Raw genomic sequence first — 20194 nt, forward strand, 5'->3', positions numbered from 1 at the left:
CATGTTCGACTATGAAGTGCTCAAGCTCACCTGGTGGGTGCTGATCGGCGTGCTGCTAATCGGCTTCGCCCTCACCGACGGTTTCGACATGGGTGCCATGATCCTGATGCCCCTGATCGGCAAGACCGACAAGGAGCGCCGCGCCGCCATCAACAGCATCGCGCCGCACTGGGACGGCAACCAGGTCTGGTTCATCACCGCCGGTGGCGCCCTCTTCGCCGCCTGGCCGCTGGTCTATGCCACGGCCTTCTCCGGCCTCTACTGGGCGCTGCTGCTGGTGCTCTTCGCGCTGTTCCTGCGCCCGGTGGGCTTCGACTACCGCAGCAAGCTGGACAACACCCGCTGGCGCAGCGCCTGGGACTGGGGCCTGTTCACCGGCAGCCTGGTCCCGGCACTGGTGTTCGGCGTGGCCTTCGGCAACCTCTTCCAGGGTGTACCCTTCCAGCTCGACGACACCCTGAGATCCACCTACAGCGGCAGCTTCTTCGCCCTGCTCAACCCCTTCGCCCTGCTCAGCGGCCTGGTCAGCCTGGCCATGCTCTGCGCCCATGGCGGCAGTTGGCTGATGCTGCGCACCCACCAGGCGCTGGGCGAGCGCGCCCGTCGCGCCACCGGCCTGAGCGCCCTGCTCCACTTCGTCACCTTCGGTCTGGCCGGTGTCTGGCTGGCCTATGGCTTCGACGGCTACGTGCTGGTCAGCCAGGGTGATCCGGGCAGCGCCCTGAATCCGCTGCACAAGGTGGTGACCGCCGGCAATCCGGGCTGGCTGGCCAACTACCATACCCAGCCGCTGACCCTGCTCGCCCCGGTGCTGGCGGCGCTCGGCAGCGTCCTGGCCCTGCTCGGCAGCAGCTGGCGCCAGGCCGGCCTGGCCTTCACCGGCACGTCCCTGGCCATCGTCGGTACCCTCGCCACCGCCGGCTGCGCGCTGTTTCCCTTCGTGCTGCCGTCGAGCCTGGACCCGGCCTCCAGCCTGACGGTCTGGGACGCCGTCTCCAGCCACAAGACCCTGGGCATCATGTTCGTCGCCGCGGCCATTTTCGTGCCGCTTATCCTGGCCTACACCCTGTGGAGCTACGTGCGCATGTGGTGCAAGGTCGATGACCGCTTCATCGACGCCAACCCCCACGGCCTCTACTGATCACCGATCTCAAGGAGACTCCTTCATGTGGTACTTCACCTGGATCCTCGGTGTCCTGCTCGCCGCGAGCTTCGGCATCATCAACGCCCTCTGGCTGGAAAGCACCCGGGAGCTCGATGTCCATGACGATGCCGAGTGCTGAGGCCCTGCCCCGCGTCCACCCACTAGGACGGACGCTGTCCCTGCTGCTGGCGGCGCCCCTGGCGCTGCTGCTGATGATTCACCCGGGCTTGATGCTCGACGCCAGCGGCCACTACAGCCATCCACTGCTGATGGGGGTCATGCTGGGTGTCTCCGCCGGCCTGGTCCATGGCGTCGGTTTCGTGCCGCGGCTCTGGCTGTGGCGCCTGGTGTTCGGGCCGGTGCTGGGCTGGCCGCTGCTGATGCTCGGCTACGTTCTGCTCTTCCAGGCGCAACTGGGCTGATTGACGTCTGACGATAGCGCCCGGCCTTCCCGGGCGCCGTCTTCATCAGCCGCCGTACCGCCTGGCCGCGCTACTCGCGCCGCCTCACTCCCGTGGATGAATAATCTGACTATCAAGGTTCGTCTGCGGGTGCCGACATAACCGGAATCGATCTTGCCCGTGCCGGCTCCTCGCTTGCCGCCGGCGTACCCGCTAAACGCCTCAGAGAATGCCACGATGCTCAGGAATGCCCCCTTAAGTACCAAGCTGCTGCTGATCCTGCTCCTGCCGCTGGCTGGATTCCTGGTGATCTCCGGACTCTACACCGCCGACCGCTACGAAACCTTCAAGGATATGGAGCACACCGTGACCGCCAGCGCCACGGCGCAGCGCATCAGCGCCGTGGTCACCAGCCTGCAGCGTGAGCGGGGCGCCAGCGGCGTCTTCCTGGGCAGCGGCGGCAAGTCGATGCAGGACAAGCTCAAGACCTTCCGCCAGGACAGCGACCAGGCCCATGGCGCGCTCAAGGCGGTGGCCAGCGGCAGCGATGCCGCTATCCAGAGCCTGCTGCGCGCCCTGGACGGCCTGGCCGATCTGCGCACCAGGGTCGACGGCCTGGCGCTCAACAGCACCCAGTCCGGTGCGGCCTATACCGATCTGATCAAGACGCTGATCGGCTACACCCATTCGCTGGAAGCCGGTGTCGACGATCCGGCCATCCTGCGCGCCCTGGGCGCCCTCAACCTGTTCGTCGAGATGAAGGAGCGCGCCGGTCGCGAGCGTGTGCTGCTGGGCCTGGCCTTCAACCAGAATCGCTTCGACGCCGGTCTGCTGTCGCGCTTCGCCCGCAACCTGGGCGAATTCTCCGCCTATGCCGACGCCTTCGAGCGCAAGGCCACGCCCGATTTCATCCGCCAGCTCGATGACACCTTCAAGCAACCCAGCGCCCAGGAAGTCAGCCGCCTCCAGCAACTGGCCTTCACCGTCCCCCTGGGCGACGCCCTGGGCGTCAAGCCGGAAGACTGGTTCAACCTGGCCACCCAGCGCATCGATCTGATGGGCAAGGTCGAGGCGGACCTCGGCGCCAGCGCCGGCGCCCAGGCCGAGCAGGCCCGCGCCAAGGCCAGTCGCGACCTCTGGATCACCCTCGGCCTGGTGCTGCTGGTGCTGGTGGCCGTCTCGGCCCTGGCCTGGGTGATCATCCGCAACATCAAGCAGGCGGTCGAGCAGGTCAACGCGACCCTCACCCGCCTCGCCACCCGCGACCTCACCGCCCGCTGCGCCTATCAGGGCCGGGACGAGTTCGGCACCATCACCGGCAACCTCAACCTGATGAGCCAGGAGCTGGGCCAGGTGATCCAGGAGATCGGCGCGGCTACCGTGCAGATCGCCACCGCTGCGGAAGAGGCCTCGGCCGTCGCCCTCCAGACCAGCCAGAACGTCGCCCAGCAGCGTCTGGGCACCGACCAGGTGGCCACTGCCATCGCCGAGATGAGCGCGACGGTCAAGGACGTCGCCCGCAGCACCACCGAAGCCGCGGAAGGCTCGCGCCAGGTAGAGGGCAACACCAGCCAGGGTCGCCGCGAATTGCAGGCCACCATCGGCCTGGTGCAGGGGCTGTCGGTGCAGGCCGAGCGGACCTCGGAGATCATCGGCGAACTCAAGCACGAGAGCGACGCCATCTCCTCGGTGCTGGACGTGATCCGCGGCATCGCCGAGCAGACCAACCTGCTGGCCCTCAACGCCGCCATCGAAGCCGCCCGCGCCGGTGAAGCCGGTCGAGGCTTCGCCGTGGTGGCCGACGAGGTGCGCTCCCTGGCGCAGAAGACCCAGCAATCCACCGGCAGCATCCAGCAGATGATCAGCAATCTGCAGAGCGGCTCCGACCGCGCCACCCAGGCCATGCAGGAGACCCTAGGCCAGGTACAGACCGGTGCCAGCAACGTGGTCCGCGCCGGCGAGCTGCTGGGTGAGATCGCCGAGGGCGTGACCCTGATCAACGACCGCAACATCCAGGTCGCCTCGGCCGCCGAGCAGCAGAGCCAGGTCGCCGAAGAGATCAGCCGCAACGTCAACGACATCAATGACCTGGTGATCCAGGTCAGCGCCGGTGCCGAGCAGACCGCCGTCACCAGTCGCGAACTGGCGCGTCTCGCCGAACAACAGCAGGCGCTGGTCGGCCGCTTCCGGGTGGCCTGAACCCCCTCCCGGCGCTCGACCGCCAGAGCGGAGGACCGATCCAGGTCCTCCCCGCTCCCCATTCGCTGCAACCGCCCGTTCCCGCCCGCGACACCCTCCTCGGACTGCCCAGTCGCCTGCCGCTGGTCTTCCCGCCCTTGACTGTCCCGCCTCGCTCACCGCGACCCATCCGGACGTCAGACGTCTGCGGCGGTGCGCTCCTCCGGCCGCCCGTCTCTGCCGCAAGCGCCTCTCCGCTCGGGCGGCAAAGCAGCCGTTCGCAACGGCACCTCCGCATCACCTAACCCCTCTAGCACGCTACTTGCAGGCGTTATGAGCAGTCATTCGCAGGCCGCTGCCGCCAGGATTTTTTCGGCAATCAACAGCCAGACTTGATCAGCCGAATCCTTTCATCCGGCGATGCCTGCGCGGTGATCTCTTCTGGAACTGAACCGTCGCGTCCAGCAGGCGCGATGGTCCTCTCTCAAAGGACTGACCGATGCTGAAGAACGCCGCCCTGAGTACCAAGCTGCTGCTGATCCTGCTTCTGCCCCTGACCGGTTTTCTGCTGATCTGCGGTCTCTTCCTTACAGAGCGCTACCAGATACTGGAGAACCTGGATCACACCGTGACCGCCAGCGCCACGGCGCAAGGCGTCAGCGCCCTGATCACCCGCCTGCAGCGTGAACGGGGCGCCAGCGGCATCTTTCTCAGCAGTGGCGGCACGGCCCTGCGGGGTGACCTGCGGACCTATCGCCAGGACAGCGACCAGGCCCAAGGCGCCTTGCGCGCACTCGCGGCCGGCGACGATGCCGCCCTGCAACCCGTGCTGGAGCTCCTCGACGGCCTGCCCGGTGTGCGCACCACCGTGGACGGCCTGACGATCAGCGGGACCCAGTCCAGTGCCGCCTATACCGAGATGATCCAGGCATTGATCGGCTACAACAGCAAGCTCGAAGCCGAGGTGGCGGATCCGGCGATCAAGCGCGCCCTGAATGCCCTGAATCTGTTCGTCGAGATGAAGGAACGGGCTGGCCGCGAGCGCGCGCTGCTGGGCATAGCCTTCAGCAGGAATCGGCTGGAATTGCCGATACTGGTGCAGATCGCGCGCACGCTCGGCGAATTCACCGCCTATGCCGACGCCTTCAGGCAGAGGTCCGCACCCGAGGTCGTCCAGCAGTTCGACAACATCCTCCAGCAGCCCGCTGCCCTGGAGCTGGCGCAATTGCAGCGGCGTGCGCTCTTCACGACGCCGGGCAGACCGCTGAATGTGCAGCCGGACACCTGGTTCGACCTGGCCACCCGGCGCATCGATCAGTTGGGCACGCTGGAAACGCAACTGGGCGCAGACATCATCGCCACCACCGAGCTGACACGCGCCGGCGCCAGCCGCGATCTCCGCACCACCCTCGGCCTGATGCTGGTATTGCTGCTGGCCGTCTCGGTGCTGGCGTGGTTGGTCATCCGCACCATCAGGCAGGCAGTCGAACAGGTCAACGGCACCCTCACCCGCCTGGCGACCCGCGACCTCAGCGCCCGTTGCGGCTACCAGAGCCGGGACGAATTCGGCACCATCACCGGCAACCTCAATCTGATGAGCCAGGAACTCGGCCAGCTCAGCCAGGAGATCGGGGCGGCATCCCTGCAGGTTGCCACCGCCGCCGAAGAGGCCTCGACCGTGGCCATCAAGACCAGCCAGAACGTCGCCCAGCAGCGCCTGGGCACCGATCAGGTGGTCATCGCCATCGCCGAGATGAGCGCCACGGTCAAGGACGTCGCCTGCAGTACCAGCGAAGCCGCCGAGGGCTCGCGCCAGGTGGAAGCCAACGCCCGTCAGGGTCGCCGCGAATTGCAGGCCACCATCGGCCTGGTGCAGGAGCTATCGGTCCAGGCCGAGCGCACTGCGCAGATCATTGTCCAATTCAAGCAGGAGAGCGACGCCATTTCCCTGGTGCTGGACGTGATCAATGGCATCGCCGGGCAGACCAACCTGCTCGCTTTGAACGCGGCCATCGAGGCGGCGCGCGCCGGTGAGACCGGTCGCGGCTTTGCCGTGGTGGCCGACGAGGTGCGCTCCCTGGCGCAAAAGACCCAGCAATCCACCGGCAGCATCCAGCAGATGATCAGCCACCTGCAGAGCGGCGCCGACCGCGCCGCCGAGGCCATGCAGGAGACCCTGGGCCTGGTGCAGACCGGCGCCGGCAACATGCTCCGCGCCGGTGAGTTGCTGAGCGAGATCGCCGAGGGCGTGACCCTGATCAACGACCGCACCATCCAGGTCGCCTCGGCCACCGAGCAGCAGAGCCAGGTCGCCGAAGACATCAGCCGCAACGTCAGCGACATCCATGAACTGGTCATCCAGGTCAGCGCCGGCGCCGAGCAGACCGCCGTCACCAGCCGCGAACTGGCCCGCCTGGCCGAACAGCAGCAGGCACTGGTGGGTCGCTTCCACGTGACCTGATGCTGCCAGCGAGCGGCAGGCCGGGACGCGCTCGCCAGAACCTGGCTCGCTGCGGTCGGCCGCTGCCGGACTTCAGCGTCCTGGCCGGAAATCCGCCGGATTCAAGGCGTAGCGGCGCAGCTTCACATAAAGCCCGGCGCGCGAGATCCCGAGCCGGGTCGCGGTTTGACGAAGGTTGCCGCGGGTCTGCTGCAAGGTGGCACGGATCAGGTCCCGCTGCCCCGTTTCAAGGGGGGTGAGGCGCTCGCCCTCGGTATCCGTGGACAGCGTGTTGGCGACCATCGAAGGTGGCAGGTCTCCCGGCTGTATGAGCGGCCCCTGGGCCAGATTGACCGCCCGTTCGATGACGTTCTCCAGCTCCCGCACGTTGCCGGGCCAGCTATGGGCCAGCAGCAACGTCAGCGCTTCGTCCGCGATGGCCGGCGGCGGCCGTTCCAGATGACGGCTCAGCGCCTTGAGCAGAGTAGCCACCAGCAGCGGAATGTCTTCGCGGCGCTCCCGCAATGGCGGTACCTGCAGGGGAAGCACATTGAGGCGGTAGAAGACATCCCCACGGAAGCTCCCGCCGGTCACGGCCTGGGCCAGGTCGCGATGGGTCGCGGCGATGACGCGGACGTCCACCGCCTGGGCCTTCTTGGCACCGATCCGGGTCACCTCGCCCTCCTGCAGCACCCGGAGCAGGCTCGCCTGGGCCTCCAGGGGCATGTCACCGATCTCGTCGAGAAACAGCGTGCCGCCATCGGCCAGCTCGAACTTTCCCGCCGCACCGCCACGAGCAGCCCCGGTGAAGGCCCCCTCGACATGGCCGAACAGCTCGCTCTGCACCAGGTCGCGTGGAATGGCGCCACAGTTCACCGCAACGAAGGGGCCATGGCGACGGACACTGGCGTTGTGGATCGCCTGGGCGAATAGCTCCTTGCCTACCCCGCTTTCTCCCAGTACCAGCACCGTGGCTTCGCTGTGGCTGGCTGCCTGAGCCACGCGCAAGGCGTTCTGCAAGGCTGGCGAGCGACCCTGGATATCGTTGAAGCTGTAACGCGCCCGGGTGCCCAGCAGTTGGCGGGTGATCTCGCGGATGCGGCGGTTCTCTCGCAGCGACAGCACCCAGCCGCCCTGGGCGATGGGCGCGGCGGAGGCCAGGCACGGCAAACCGCTGCCGTCTGGTAGCAACAGGGTGAGGTCGCGGTCCTGGCGTTCCCAGCGACGATCCAGCCAGAGGTCGAGGTCGGTGTCCTGGGTGATGAGGCTGGCGAAGGGGCGCCCCCGCTGTGGATCGTCGAGCTGCAGCAGGCGCCGCGCATAGCCGTTCAGGCTACGGATGCAGCGGTCGTCGTCGAGCAGGATGACGCCTTCGTTGAGGACCTCCAGCACCCGCTGCTGCTCGTCCAGCAGCGCGGTGAGCGCCAGCTGGCGGGAGATCGCATCGGCCGCGGCCTGGACCGTGCCCAGGGTATGGCAGTGGAAGTTGCCCACCGCCGCGGTGAGGGTCAGGGCGCCGAGCAGCCGTCCCTGGGTGTCGCGGACCGGTGCCGAGGCGCAGTGCATCCGCCGTTCGCGCAGCTCGCGCTTGAAATTCTCGCCCGCCAGGACGAACACCAGTCGCTGCTCGCGCAGGGCCAGGCCGGTGCAGTTGGTGCCCTGCACCGACTCCAGCAGACGACTGCCCAGCGGGGTGAGATCCAGCCCGCAGGCGGCCAGGGTCACGCCCTCGGCATCTGCCAGGTTGAGGTGCCCGTCCGGGTTGTAGCGCAACAGCTCGGCCATGACCGGCGCGGCGATGTCCAGCAGCTCGCGCTGCCGCCGCAGCCGGCGGGCCAGTTCCTGCGACTCGACGAATTCGTAGTGGAATTCCTCCGCGACGATGCCCGCCGCGCGGCTGCGCAGCCAGGACGCCCGGATCACCGGCCGCACCGGGACCAGTTCCGTGGCCCCCGCCAGGCAGTCGGTCCAGGCGGCATCCAGCTCGCGCTGGACACCTTCGGCGACCGACGACCGCTGCAGCTCGCTGACGAACTGCAATTCCCGCGTCAGCTCGCTCGGGGCGACCTGCTCCTGCATCTTCGGCTCCTCGTCCAATCTTTGGACATGTCCAGCTGGACATGTCTTTTTTATAGACATAAATGCGGACTGGCAAGTCCGGCAGCCCGCGACCTGGCTGCCTTTCCTGCCCTGGCATGGCGGTTGCTCCCTCCCCGTCGGGCACATCGCCCACGCCTATAACAACCACAAGAGAACGCCTCATGCCCCAGACGAACACCCCCCTCGCCCTCGGCCTCATCGGTACCGGTCGCATGGGTACCTTCCATGCCACCGCCCTCGCCCGGCACCTGCATGGCGCGCGGCTGGTCGCCCTGGCCGATCCGGCGCCCGGCGCCGCTGCCCGGCTTGGCGAGACCCTGGATGTCGCCCATATCCACACCGACCCCCAGGCGTTGATCGAGGACCCCGCCGTCGAGGCCGTGGTCATCGTCGCCCCGGCCCGCAGCCATGCCGAGCTGGTGGTGGCCGCCGCCCGCGCCGGCAAGCCGGTGTTCTGCGAAAAGCCCATGGCCGTGACCCTGGAGGAGGCCGACCGGGCCATCGCCGCCTGCGCGGAGGCTGGCGTGGCCCTGCAGGTGGGCTTCAACCGGCGATTCGCCACCAGCTTCCGCAGCGCTCGGGAGCTGATCGTCCAGGGGCGGATCGGCACACCGCAACTGCTGCGCTCCCTCACCCGCGATCCGGCGCTGCACGATCCGGCGGCGGTGAAGCCATGGACCATCTTCCTCGAGACCCTGATCCACGACTTCGACACCCTCAACTTCTTCAATCCGGGCGCCCGCGCCGTGCAGGTCTACGCGGTGGCCGACGCCCTGGTGCGCCCCGATTTCCGTGACCGCGGCCTACTGGACACCGCCGTGGTGACCATTCGCTACGACAACGGCGCCATCGCCACCGCCGAGGCCAACTTCCAGGCGGTGTACGGCTACGACGTGCGCGGCGAGGTGTTCGGCAGCGCGGGCATGCTGACCGCCGGGGACGCCCGGACCAGCGAGCTGGTCTGCTACGGCGCCGAAGGCATCAGCCAGACCACCCAGCGCTCCGACGCCGAATTGCTGCGCGACGCCTACCTGGCCGAGCTGCGTGCCTTCGTCGATGCCGTGCGCGAGGGCACCTCGGTGCCGGTGGGCGGCCACGATGCCCGGGCGGCGCTGGCCATCGCCCTGGCCGCCATCGAATCGGTGCAGACCGGCCAGCCGGTCGCCGTCGCGGAGTGAAGCCCATGACCTCATCGCCCTTCATCCTGGCCGTCAGCGCCGAAATGGTCTTTCTCGACCTGCCCTTCGTCGAGCGGGTCCGCCGCCTGCATGCCCTGGGCTTCGCCGTGGAGATCTGGGACTGGACGCGCCACGACATCGACGCCCTGGCCGCCACCGGCGCGCGCTTCACCTCCATGACCGGCTATGTCTCAGGCGACCTGGTGAGTGCCGAAGGCCGTGCCGCCCTGCTCGCCAGTGCCCGGGAATCCCTGGCCGTGGCCGAGCGCCTGGCCTGCCCTTCGCTCAACCTGCACGGCACCGGCCTGGACCCGCGCGGCCTGCCGGTCAAGCCGCTGGCCGAGGTGAGCGGCCATCACTGGCTGGCGGCGCGTGACACCCTCGCCGAGATCGCCCGCCTGGGCGAGTCCGCCGGCCGGGTCTTCCTGCTGGAGAACCTCAATACCGCGGTGGACCATCCCGGTGTGCCCTTCGCCCGCGCCGAAGACACCCTGGCCCTGATCGAGGCGGTGGCCAGTCCCTACCTGCGGCTCAACCTGGACCTCTACCATGCCCAGATCGGCGAAGGGAATTTGATCGAGCTGATCCGTCGGGCCGGGTCGGCGATCGGGGAAATCCAGGTAGCCGATGTCCCAGGGCGCTGTGAGCCGGGGACCGGCGAGATTCACTACCCGGCCATTGCCCGGGCCCTCGCCAGGCTCGGCTATCGCGGTGTGGTCGGCCTCGAAGGCTGGGCTGCCGAAGGTGATACCGAGCGTGCCCTGGAGCGCTTCAGAACGGCCTTCACCCTGTAGTCCCCGATAGATGCTTCCGCTCGCATAACAACAAGAGGAACTGAACATGCTGCTTCGCAACCTGCTGTGCGCCGCCTTCGCCTTCGCCCTGACGCCCCTGGCCCTCGCCGACTACCGTATCGGGGTCAGCATCGCCAAGGTCGACGACAACTTCATGACCTATGTCCGCCGCAATCTGGAAGAGGCGGGCAAGGCGGAAAAGATCAGCCTGCAATTCGAGGATGCCCAGGGCGACGTCGTTCGCCAGCTGAACCAGGTGCAGAGCTTCCTGGCGCAGAACGTGGACGCCGTGATCGTGCTGCCGGTGGACACCGCCGCCACCGTCAACATTACCCGCGCCGCCACCACGGCCAAGGTTCCACTGGTGTACGTCAACCGGCGCCCGGACGATCCCAAGCTGCTCGCCGGGGTGGTCGCCGTGGCCTCGGACGACTTGCAGGCCGGGCAGTTGCAGGGGCAGTTCATCGCCAAGCAGCTGAACGGCAAGGGCAGCATCGCCCTGATCATGGGCGAGTTGACCCAGAATGCCACCCGCGGCCGCTCCGAAGGTCTCAAGGAAGCGCTCAAGGCCTATCCCGACATCAAGGTGATCGCCCAGCAGAACGCGGACTGGGACCGCAGCAAGGGCATGGACCTGACCAGCAACTGGCTGACGGCCGGGACCCATTTCGACGCCATTGTCGCCAACAACGACGAGATGGCCATCGGCGCCGCCATGGCGCTGCAACAGGCCGGAATGGGCAAGGGTCAGGTTCCGGTGGTGGGGGTGGATGGTCTACCCGATGGGCAGGCGGCCATCAAGCGCGGACTGCTGGCCGCCTCGGTGTTCCAGGACCCAAGAGGCCAGGCCGTGCAGGCGGTGCAATCCGCGCTCAAGATGATCCGCAAGCAACCGGTCCAGGCGGATGTCTGGGTGCCGTACGAGCTGATCACGCCCGGCAACCTGGCGGATTACACCGCTCGTTTCAAGTAGCGACCGGGAGCGCACCGGCCTGAACGGGGAAGCGTCCCCTCGAAGGCTGAAAACCAACGCCCGGGACAGCTCAGTACCGCGTCCAGTGGGAGCAAGGCGTCAGTGCCGGTCCCTTGCTCCGCTGGCGCGCCGCTCGTCCACCGTCAGGGCCAGTCCTTCACCAGCGACCTGAAGTAGAGGGTGAAGATCAGCCGTACATCCATGAGCGGCGCGAAGATGTCCTGGTCACGAAGGATGCCAGCCAGCGTGCCGCAAAACAGGCTATGCAGCTGTAGGCTGGCACTTCTCGGCGTCACCGCGGCCTCCAGGCGCTGCCGTTGGCCATCGAAGAGGCGCTCGACGAGCGCCACGAATTCGCGGGTCAGGGCATTTTCCCGCTGTTCGACTTCCTGCAGTTCCTGAGTGAACTCGCAACGGTGCATCAGGATGGTCATGACACGACGCTCCCGTCCCGGCTGAACGAATTTCTCCATGCACTCGACGCACAGTTCGTACAGCCTCATCAGGCAATCGCCCTCCCCATCCATACTCAGCTGCTGAGTGACTTCGTCAAGCGGAATGCGGATGCGATTGAGCATCTCGTGGACCAGCTGCGCCTTGTCCCTGAAGTGCCAATACACCGCTCCTCGAGTCAACCCGCACTCTCTGGCGATCATTTCGAGGCTGGTGCGTGAAACACCATTGGTGAGAAACAACGCCTCGGCTGCATCCAGAATGGTCTGGCGTGTCTGCTCAGCGTGTTCTTTAGTACGGCGCATGGCTATCTCGTTTCAAAGGCGTCTGTTTTGGCAGTCTAACGTTTCGCCTGTCTTTTACAAACATTCTTGCATGTATGCTTATCTAGCGCATCTCTTCGGTACTTTCATCAATACGCACTCGTCATTCCAGGGAACTACGTGGGTGCCGGCTGCCCAGTCAGGTTTTGGACAGCGGCTGGAGAAAAACAGGAAGAGAGCCTTCTCTTCCTGGTGGACTCATTTCTTATCTGAAACGACGCAGGGAAACGCCGTTCCTACCGCTACGCGAGTCCAAAAATCATGTGCACCGCCGCGCGCGTGGCCGGCCGGGCCACCCGTGCAAGCGCGTTCAGCAACTATCAGCTCCCCATCCAACGCCTGAACAGCACGCTGGCATTCACCCCGCCGAAACCGAAGCCGTTGGACAGGGCATATTCGATCGGTAGCTGCCGTGCCTGCAGGGCGACAAGGTTCAGGCCTTCCGCGGCCGGATCGGGGTGGTGCAGGTTCAAGGTCGGCGGCACGATCTGGTCGCGCAGCGCGAGCACGGTGAAGATGGCTTCCACGCCCCCCGCGGCGCCCAACAGGTGCCCGGTGCTCGACTTGGTCGAGGTGATGGCGACTGAGGACGCGTCGCCAAACACCGCACGGATGGCCGCCAGCTCGCCCTTGTCGCCCACCTGGGTGGAGGTGGCGTGGGCGTTGATGTGCTGGACCTGGGTCGCGTCGATACCGGCCTGGCGCAGCGCCTGCGCCATGGCGCGACGAGCGCCGCCGCCGTCCTCCGGGCCGGCGGTGAGGTGGTAGGCATCCGCGCTGGTACCGTAGCCCACCAGTTCGGCCAGGGGTGTGGCGCCCCTTGCCAGCGCATGCTCCAGGGTCTCGATCACCAGCAGCCCGGCGCCTTCGGCCATGACGAAGCCGTCACGCTCCCGGTCGAAGGGGCGCGAGGCCTCCTGCGGACGCTCGTTGGATCCCGTGGACAGGGCGCGGGCGACGGCGAAGCTGCCCAGGCTCACACGATTGATCGCCGCCTCCGCCCCGCCGCAGAGGGCGATGTCGGCCTCGCCGCTGCGGATCAGCCGGGCGGCGTCGCCGATGGCCTGGACACCGGCGGCGCAGGCGGTGATGGGCGCACCCAGCGGACCGCGGAAGCCGTATTGGATGGAGACGTTGCCCGCCGCCATGTTGGCCAGGAACGACGGTGCGGTAAAGGGCGAGAGCCGCCGCGGGCCGCGGGCGTCGGTGGTCCGCACCGCCTCGGCGATGGCGCCGAAGCCGCCCACCCCAGAGGCGATGATGGTCGCCGTGCGCTCGCGCTGCGCCTCGCTGGTCGGCTGCCAGCCGGCCTGGCCGAGGGCTTCCTGGGCCGCCACCAGAGCGAACTCGATGAAGCGATCCATCTTCTTCAGATCCTTGGCGGCGATGGCCACCAGGGGGTCGTATCCCGCCTCCGGATCGTCGGCGCGGCTCGGCACCTGACCGGCGATGAGACTGCCCACCCCGTCGCTGACCGCGGGCGGCAGCGGACTTATGCCCGAGCGCCCCGCCAGCAGCCGAGACCAGACCTGGTCGGTGCCACAGCCCAGCGGACTGACCGTGCCCAGCCCGGTCACCACGATGCGTGTTCTGTCGTTGCCTTGCATTGCCTTACCTCTTCTCTCGATGGACGAGGCGCCCGCGGGCGACCTCGTGTCTTGTCCGCGCCCGATCAAGGCGCAATTGGCAGATCGGAGGACAGGGAATCACCGCGGACGGGTGGCCTGATCCTGAACCAGATGGCATACATGGCCGGCAGGAATACGAGGGTGAGCACGGTGCCCGCGAGGGTGCCGCCGATGAGGGTGTAGGCCAGGGTGCCCCAGAACACCGAATGGGTAAGGGGGATGAAGGCCAGCACCGCCGCCAGCGCCGTGAGGATCACCGGTCTTGCGCGCTGCACGGTCGCCTCGACCACCGCCTGGAAGGGGGGGAAGCCGTCCTGCTCGTTCTGGTGGATCTGCCCGATCAGGATCAGGGTGTTGCGCATCAGGATGCCCGACAGCGCGATCAACCCGACCAGGGCATTGATGCCGAAGGGTTGCTGAAACAGGATCAGGGTCGGTACCACCCCGATCAGCCCCAGGGGACTGGTCAGGAAGACCATGATCATCGCGGCCATGGAACGCACCTGCAGGATGATGATAAGCAGCGTCAAGGCGATCATCAGCGGGAAGATCGGCAGCATCGCCGCCATCGCCTTGCCCGACTCCTCGATGGCGCCCGCCTGTACGATCCGATAGCCCGCCGGCAAGCGCTGGATCATCGGCTGCAGCTGCTGGAGCACGGCGGTGGAAACGTCCGGCGGTTGCAGCTCTTCGGCGATATCGCCGCGCACGGTGATCGTTGGCACCCGATCGCGCCGCCGCATGAGGGGCTCTTCCAGCTGCACCTCAAGGTCGCCGATCTGCGACAGCGGAATGCGTTGGCCCTGGGCGCCGACCAGGGTGAGATCGCCCAACCGCGCCGGATCGAGGCGAACGTCGCCCGCCGCGCGCGCCACCACCTGGACGGTGCGAATGTCTTCGCGGACCGCCGTAACCGGCATGCCGCTGAGCAGGAATTGCAGCTGCTGCGCGACGGCGCTGGAGCTCAGGCCCATGGCCTGCAGGCGATCCTGCTGCAACCTGAAGCGCAGCACCGGCGTCCGCGTGCCCCAATCGCTGTTGACGGTACGCATCAGCGGACTGGCACGCATCACCTGCTCCACCTCCGCGGCCACCCGCCGCAGCACCTGCGGATCGGGACCGCTCACGCGAAAGGCGACCGGAAACGGCGAATAGGGCCCGAACACCAGTTGGGTGACCCGCAGCCGTGCCTCCGGCGCAAGCCCGGCGGCGATGGCCTCGCGCAGCCGCATCTTGAGCGCTTCGCGGGCCTCCGGGTTGTTGGTGCGGATGATGATCTTGGCGAAGGACGGATCCGGCAGTTCCGGGCTCATCGCCAGGAAAAAGCGCGGCGCACCCTGCCCGATGTACGAGGTCACGATCCGGGCATCGTCCTGCTGGGCAAGCCAGGCCTCGACCTTGGCGGTCGCCCGTTCTGTCTCGCTGATCGAGGTGCCATAGGGCATCTGCACCTCCACCATCACCTCGGGACGATCGGAGATGGGAAAGAACTGCTTCTTGACGACAGCCATGCCCAGGATGGCGGACACGAACAGGCCGATCACCAGCAGCGCGACCAGCCACTTGCGGGCAATCACCTGGCCGAGAACGCGGCGGAAGCGGTGGTAGCGCGGCGTGTCGTAGAGCGCACCATGGCCACCCTCGACCGTCTTGGTCTCTGGCAGCAGCTTGACGCCTAGGTAAGGCGTGAACACCACCGCCACGACCCAGGAGGTGACCAGCGCGATGCCGACGATCCAGAACATGTTGCTGGTGTATTCACCCGCCGCGGACTGGGCAAAGCCATTCGGCATGAAGCCCACGGCGGTCACCAGGGTACCGGCCAGCATGGGAGCGGCGGTGTGGCTCCAGGCATAGGCGGAGGCTTTGCCGCGGCTATAGCCCTCCTCCATCTTCACCACCATCATCTCGATGGCGATGATGGCATCGTCCACCAGCAGGCCCAGGGCCAGGATCAGCGAGCCCAGGGTAATGCGATCGAAATTCTTGCCGGTGGCGGCCATGACGAGGAACACCGCCGCCAGCGTCAGGGGGACCGCGGCCGCCACGACGATGCCCACCCGCCAGCCCATGCTGACGAAGCACACCACCATCACCACCAGCAGGGCGACAAAGAACTTGATCATGAATTCGTCGACCGACGAGGCGATGTTGACCGCCTGGTCGGTCACCTTGGTCAGACTCATGCCCAGGGGCATCTCAGCGTTTATGTTGCCGACTTCGCCTTCAAGTGACTTGCCGAGATCCAGGCCATTCCAGCCGTCGCGCATGACGATACCCAGCAGCAGCGCCGGCTCGCCACCGCTGCGGATGACGAAGGTGGCCGGATCTTCATAGCCACGCGTCACCGTCGCGATGTCTGCCAGTTTGAAGGTGCGGCCCTTGACGATCACCGGGGTGTCGCGGATGGCATCGAGCTGCTCGAAGGCGCCATCCAGACGGACGAAGACCTCGGGGCCGCGGGTTTCGATGGAGCCCGCGGGCGTCAGGACATTCTGGGCATTGAGCGCGGCGAAGATGTCTTGCGGTGCCACGTCCAGGGTCGCCAGGCGATCGTGAGAAAACTCCACATAGATGCGCTCGGTCTGCTCACCCAGGATATTGACCTTCTTGACCCCCGGTACATGCAGCAGACGCTGGCGCAGCGTTTCCGCCTCGCGTGCCAGCAGCCGTTGCGGCTCGTCCCGGGCCTTGAGCGCGAAGAGCGCGAAGGTGACGTCGGCGTATTCATCGTTGACCATTGGCCCGCTCACCCCGACGGGCAGGGTCCTGGCTTCGTCACTGATCTTCTTGCGCGCCTGGTAGAACTCCTCGGGCACCTCGGCCGGCGGTGTGCTGTCGAGCAGCGTCAAGGTGGTAAAGGCCAGGCCCGGACGGGTATAGGTCTCCGAGCGCTCGTACCAGCGCAATTCCTGCAGGCGCTTTTCCAGTTTCTCGGCGACCTGATCCTGCATCTCCTGCGCCGTGGCCCCCGGCCAGGCCGTGATGATGGTCATGACCTTGACCGTGAAGGCCGGATCTTCCGCCCGGCCCAGCTTGAAGAACGACAGTACCCCGCCGACCGAGATCAGCAGGATCAGAAACAGGGTGATGGAGCTCTCGCGGACGGCCAGCGCCGACAGATTGAATCGGCTGTCGCTCACGGCTGCTTACCTTCCAGGGCACTGTTGGCAGTGGTGGCCAGGCGGATCGCCTGGCCCTCGTGAAGGAGATGAACGCCGAGGGCCACGACCCTGTCACCCGGCAGGAGGGGGCCGTCCACCAGGGCGGTGTCATCCGACACCTGACGAATCTGCACGGGTACCCAGGCGACCTGCCCGGGCGAGCCCTGGATACGCCAGACCCCCGCGCCTTTGCCCGCGTCGTACAGGGCGCCCAACGGCACCTGCAAGGCATTCGCCCGATGCCCGGACTCTTCCGGAATGCGCAGTCTCACGGTGGTGCCCAGGGGCGCACTGGCCAGCGTCCCTTCGAGCACATAGCGCGCCTCGAAGGTACGCGTCTCGCGGTCGGTGCTGTCCGATAACTGGCGCAACCGAGCCGGTCCCGGCTGTTCCGCAGCGCCCAGACGGCTGGCTTGGGCCAGGGAGCCAAGCGTCGGACGCAAGGTCTCCGGCAGCTGGACGACGACCTCCCGGGCGCCCGCACGAGCCAGGCGCACCACGCTCTGTCCAGCGGCTACGACCTGCCCGGGCTCGGCCAGGGTATCGACCACGGTGCCATCCGCATCGGCCACCATGACGGTGTAACGGCTGGCGTTGAGGGCGACTTCCGCCTGGGCTTCGGCAGCCTTGAGCTGGGCCCTGGCCGTATCCGCCGCAGCCTTGATCTGATCGTAGCCGGAGACCGAGATCGCCCCCGTGCCCCGTAGATCCCGGTAGCGCGCCTCATCGTCCACCGCCTGGCGGGCCCGCGCCTGGGCCGCGGCCACGGCCTCGCGCTGCGCCTGCAGGGCCAGTTGCAGATCGATGGGATCAAGCTTCAGCAGCGGCTGCCCGCGCTTGACGGTTTCACCGATGTCCACCAGCCGTTCGGCGACCTTGCCGGCGACGCGAAAGCCCAGATCGCTCTGCACTCGCGCGGCGACGATGCCGGTAAAGGTACGACCAGCGCGCTCGGCGGGCTCCGCCACCGCAGCTCGCACCAAAGGCGCCTGCGTGCGGGGATCGCCCTGGGAAGGGGCGTCGCACCCGCCAAGGGACAGCGAAAGGACGGTAGCCCCCACAGCGGTGGAAAGCAGACGGCGCGCGAACATGGAAGCTCCGAGAGGATGCCAGCAGAGCGCGCAATTTGATACTAGTGACCATTTTAGTCAATAGTCACAAGACAATTTAGGGCGAGAGGCTACGCAGCACCAGGTTGGCCAACTGGGTAAGAGCGACATCGAAATGCTCGAAGCTGTGCTGAAGCATCAGCGGATTCAGATAGGGTCGCAACACGAGATAGGTCGCCATCGTAACGTCGTCGATCGGCGTCTTGCGCTCGAACTGTCCTTCCCCGCGGCCCTGCACCAGGATCTCCTTGAGCAGCTCCTGCATCCGCGCTTCGTAGCTGATCGTGGCCGGCCAGCGGCCCGACGCCGCAGAAATGGCGATTTCGTAAAGCTTTCGATCGTCTGAAAACAGCCGCAGGGTTGCCGCCGGAAGGCTCTGAAACAGCCTTCTCAACTTTTCGGGGGCTTGGGTAGCCGAGGCCACCGCGGCCCTGGCCTCTGCCTCGATTCCGCTCAGGCAATCCGCACAGATGGCCTCGCCAATCGCCTGCTTTGAATCGAAGAACTTGTAAATGTAGGCCTTGGAAAACCCGATGCTCCGGGCGAGTTCGGACACCGTGGTTTTCTCGTAGCCGTAGTGGCTGAAGTGGTCTTTCGCTGCCACCATGATCTGGTGGCGAACGTCGTGCTCGGCCGGTCCACGAGCTTGGCCAGGGGAAACGGATTCGGTAGTCATGGGGTTGGGTGTTCCGGCAGTTGCAAAATGATGCGGAAGGTGACCAATATACACTTTAGTCACTAAAACCGTTCAGGCGTTGCTCAGGATAAAGGCCCATGCGCTCCAGACTCCAGATTATTCTGCTCGCCAGCGCCACCCTGGCGAGCGGCTGTACGGTGGGGCCTGACTACCGCGCCCCTGAAGTTGCGCTTCCGGCAAGCTTCCAGCGGGAGCCGGTGCCAGCGACCCTGGCCGATCGGGCGCTCGCGGGTTGGTGGGACCGTTTCAACGATCCACTCCTGAGCCGCCTGGTAAACCAGGCCCTCGCGCAGAATCTCGATCTGGTCCAGGCCGACGCACGCATTACCCAGGCTCGCGCTGGCCTTAGGGCAGCCGATGCCGCGCTATTGCCGGCAGGCGATTTTGGTGGCCAAGCCGGTCGTGCCTATCAGTCGCTGGAAACACCGCTTGGACGGGTGCTCGATTCAGCGCCCGGCTACGCCAGGAGCGGTTCTTCCTATGAGGCCAATCTTGACTCAAGCTGGGAGCTGGATGTGTTTGGCGGTCTGCGCCGAGGTCGTGAAGCCGCCCAGTCCGACTACCAGGCCAGCGTGGCGGGTGCCCGTGCCGTGCGCCTTGCCGTGGCTGCCCAGACCGCCGATCTCTATGTCGACATCCGCGGACTGCAGACACGCCTGGCGATCGCTCGCCATCAGGTGGACACCCAGCAGGGCTTGCTGTCGATGGTCAGGCTACTGAACGGCAAGGACCTGGCGACCGACCGGGAGCTACGCCAGGCCGAAGGAGGCTTGGCCGAGGTCCAGGCCTCGATACCCGGCCTGGAGTTCTCGCTGGAGCGGGCCATGAATGCACTGGACGTGATGCTGGCGGCGCCACCTGGCACCTGGCGTACCCAACTGGCTGGCGCCGCGTCCATTCCCGACGCCCCCCGCATCGAAACGGCAGGCACGCCCGCCGACCTGCTCCGTCGACGTCCGGACCTGATCGCGGCCGAGCGCCGCCTGGCCGCCGCCAATGCTCGGATCGGCACCGCAATGGCCGAGTACTACCCCAAGATCTCCCTGAGCGCTCTGCTCGGCAGCGCCACCACGATTTCCAGTGGCAATCTCTTCAGCCACGACGCCAATCAGGCGCTCGGTGCCCTGGGCGTACGCTGGCGGCTGTTCGACTTCGGCCGGATCGATGCGCAGATCCAGGCGGCCGAGGGACAGCGCGCAGAATCGCTGGCGGCCTATCGGCTGGCGGCATTGCGCGCCACCGAAGACGTGGAAGATGCCCTGACCGGCCAGTTGAAGCGCGAAGAGCAGGTCACTCTGCTGACGGCGGGCGAGGCTTCGCTCAGCCAAGCCCGCCAGGCCGCCGCCCTCGCCTACCAGAAGGGTGTGCTGCCCCTGGTCGACGTTCTGCAGGCCGATGAGCGCCTGCTCCGCACGGCCGATGCGCGTGCCCAGGCGCAAACGGCAGCCGCACAGGCGGCAATAAGCACCTTCAAGGCGCTGGGTGGAGGCTGGCAACCCGCTTCCCCCGCCGCCCTAAGCCTGAGATAGCAGAAGACGGCACCTGCTGCACCGGGCCAGCCCGAGCGGCTGTCCGGTACAAAAGCCGAGATTCTGCATCGCGACCCCTGCAA

General features: G+C 66.7%; 15 protein-coding genes. 9 read left to right on the top strand and 6 right to left on the bottom strand.

Annotated features, from left to right (window positions below; all coding sequences use genetic code 11):
- Position 1: 1 nt before the first annotated feature.
- From cydB to AABM56_RS13810, 5 genes are all read left to right on the top strand, one after another.
- Positions 2-1141 (top strand): cytochrome d ubiquinol oxidase subunit II, encoded by a 1140-nt coding sequence (gene cydB / locus AABM56_RS13790; RefSeq protein ID WP_133861004.1) that lies wholly within the window; start codon positions 2-4, stop codon positions 1139-1141.
- Between the two features lie 25 nt (positions 1142-1166).
- Positions 1167-1283, top strand: coding sequence for a cytochrome bd-I oxidase subunit CydX (gene cydX / locus AABM56_RS13795; protein WP_007158843.1), 117 nt, complete (start codon positions 1167-1169; stop codon positions 1281-1283).
- Positions 1270-1566, top strand: a complete 297-nt coding sequence (locus AABM56_RS13800) for a cyd operon YbgE family protein (protein WP_133861251.1) — start codon at positions 1270-1272, stop codon at positions 1564-1566. Before cydX ends, AABM56_RS13800 begins: the two co-directional genes overlap by 14 nt.
- Positions 1567-1782: 216 nt before the next feature.
- Positions 1783-3744, top strand: coding sequence for a methyl-accepting chemotaxis protein (locus tag AABM56_RS13805; protein WP_347883394.1), 1962 nt, complete (start codon positions 1783-1785; stop codon positions 3742-3744).
- Between the two features lie 478 nt (positions 3745-4222).
- Positions 4223-6184 (top strand): methyl-accepting chemotaxis protein, encoded by a 1962-nt coding sequence (locus tag AABM56_RS13810; RefSeq protein WP_347883395.1) that lies wholly within the window; start codon positions 4223-4225, stop codon positions 6182-6184.
- A gap of 72 nt (positions 6185-6256) precedes the next feature.
- Here AABM56_RS13810 and AABM56_RS13815 read toward each other — a convergent pair whose 3' ends face one another.
- Positions 6257-8242: a sigma-54-dependent Fis family transcriptional regulator gene (locus tag AABM56_RS13815; protein WP_133861007.1), complete on the bottom strand. Its 1986-nt coding sequence runs from the start codon at positions 8240-8242 to the stop codon at positions 6257-6259.
- 182 nt (positions 8243-8424) lie between these two features.
- On the opposite strand from AABM56_RS13815, the gene AABM56_RS13820 reads away from it, so the two are divergent.
- Genes AABM56_RS13820 through AABM56_RS13830 form a run of 3 tightly spaced genes read left to right on the top strand, consistent with a single transcriptional unit; the run spans position 8425 to position 11208 of the window.
- Positions 8425-9441, top strand: a complete 1017-nt coding sequence (locus AABM56_RS13820) for a Gfo/Idh/MocA family oxidoreductase (RefSeq protein WP_347883396.1) — start codon at positions 8425-8427, stop codon at positions 9439-9441.
- Between the two features lie 5 nt (positions 9442-9446).
- A complete protein-coding gene (locus tag AABM56_RS13825) occupies positions 9447-10235 on the top strand; it encodes a TIM barrel protein (RefSeq protein WP_133861009.1) in 789 nt (262 codons plus the stop codon).
- A gap of 46 nt (positions 10236-10281) precedes the next feature.
- On the top strand, positions 10282-11208 hold the full coding sequence (locus tag AABM56_RS13830) for a sugar ABC transporter substrate-binding protein (RefSeq protein ID WP_133861010.1): 927 nt from the start codon (positions 10282-10284) through the stop codon (positions 11206-11208).
- A 143-nt stretch (positions 11209-11351) separates the two neighbouring features.
- Here AABM56_RS13830 and AABM56_RS13835 read toward each other — a convergent pair whose 3' ends face one another.
- The 5 genes from AABM56_RS13835 to AABM56_RS13855 form a co-directional block, all read right to left on the bottom strand.
- Positions 11352-11966, bottom strand: a complete 615-nt coding sequence (locus AABM56_RS13835) for a TetR family transcriptional regulator (RefSeq protein WP_133861011.1) — start codon at positions 11964-11966, stop codon at positions 11352-11354.
- A 338-nt stretch (positions 11967-12304) separates the two neighbouring features.
- Positions 12305-13591, bottom strand: coding sequence for a beta-ketoacyl-ACP synthase II (gene fabF, locus AABM56_RS13840; protein WP_133861012.1), 1287 nt, complete (start codon positions 13589-13591; stop codon positions 12305-12307).
- A gap of 65 nt (positions 13592-13656) precedes the next feature.
- The gene (locus tag AABM56_RS13845) at positions 13657-16755 is read right to left on the bottom strand and encodes an efflux RND transporter permease subunit (protein WP_347883397.1); all 3099 of its coding nucleotides are present in this window, start codon (positions 16753-16755) and stop codon (positions 13657-13659) included.
- Positions 16752-17867: an efflux RND transporter periplasmic adaptor subunit gene (locus AABM56_RS13850; RefSeq protein WP_133861014.1), complete on the bottom strand. Its 1116-nt coding sequence runs from the start codon at positions 17865-17867 to the stop codon at positions 16752-16754. Before AABM56_RS13850 ends, AABM56_RS13845 begins: the two co-directional genes overlap by 4 nt.
- A 76-nt stretch (positions 17868-17943) precedes the next feature.
- A complete protein-coding gene (locus tag AABM56_RS13855) occupies positions 17944-18561 on the bottom strand; it encodes a TetR/AcrR family transcriptional regulator (RefSeq protein WP_133861015.1) in 618 nt (205 codons plus the stop codon).
- Positions 18562-18659: 98 nt separating this feature from the next.
- Here AABM56_RS13855 and AABM56_RS13860 point away from each other — a divergent pair, with 98 nt between their 5' ends.
- The gene (locus tag AABM56_RS13860) at positions 18660-20111 is read left to right on the top strand and encodes an efflux transporter outer membrane subunit (RefSeq protein WP_347883398.1); all 1452 of its coding nucleotides are present in this window, start codon (positions 18660-18662) and stop codon (positions 20109-20111) included.
- Positions 20112-20194: the final 83 nt, after the last annotated feature.

This window comes from Pseudomonas aestiva (genome assembly GCF_039908605.1).
Classification (GTDB): Bacteria; Pseudomonadota; Gammaproteobacteria; order Pseudomonadales; family Pseudomonadaceae; genus Chryseomonas; species Chryseomonas aestiva.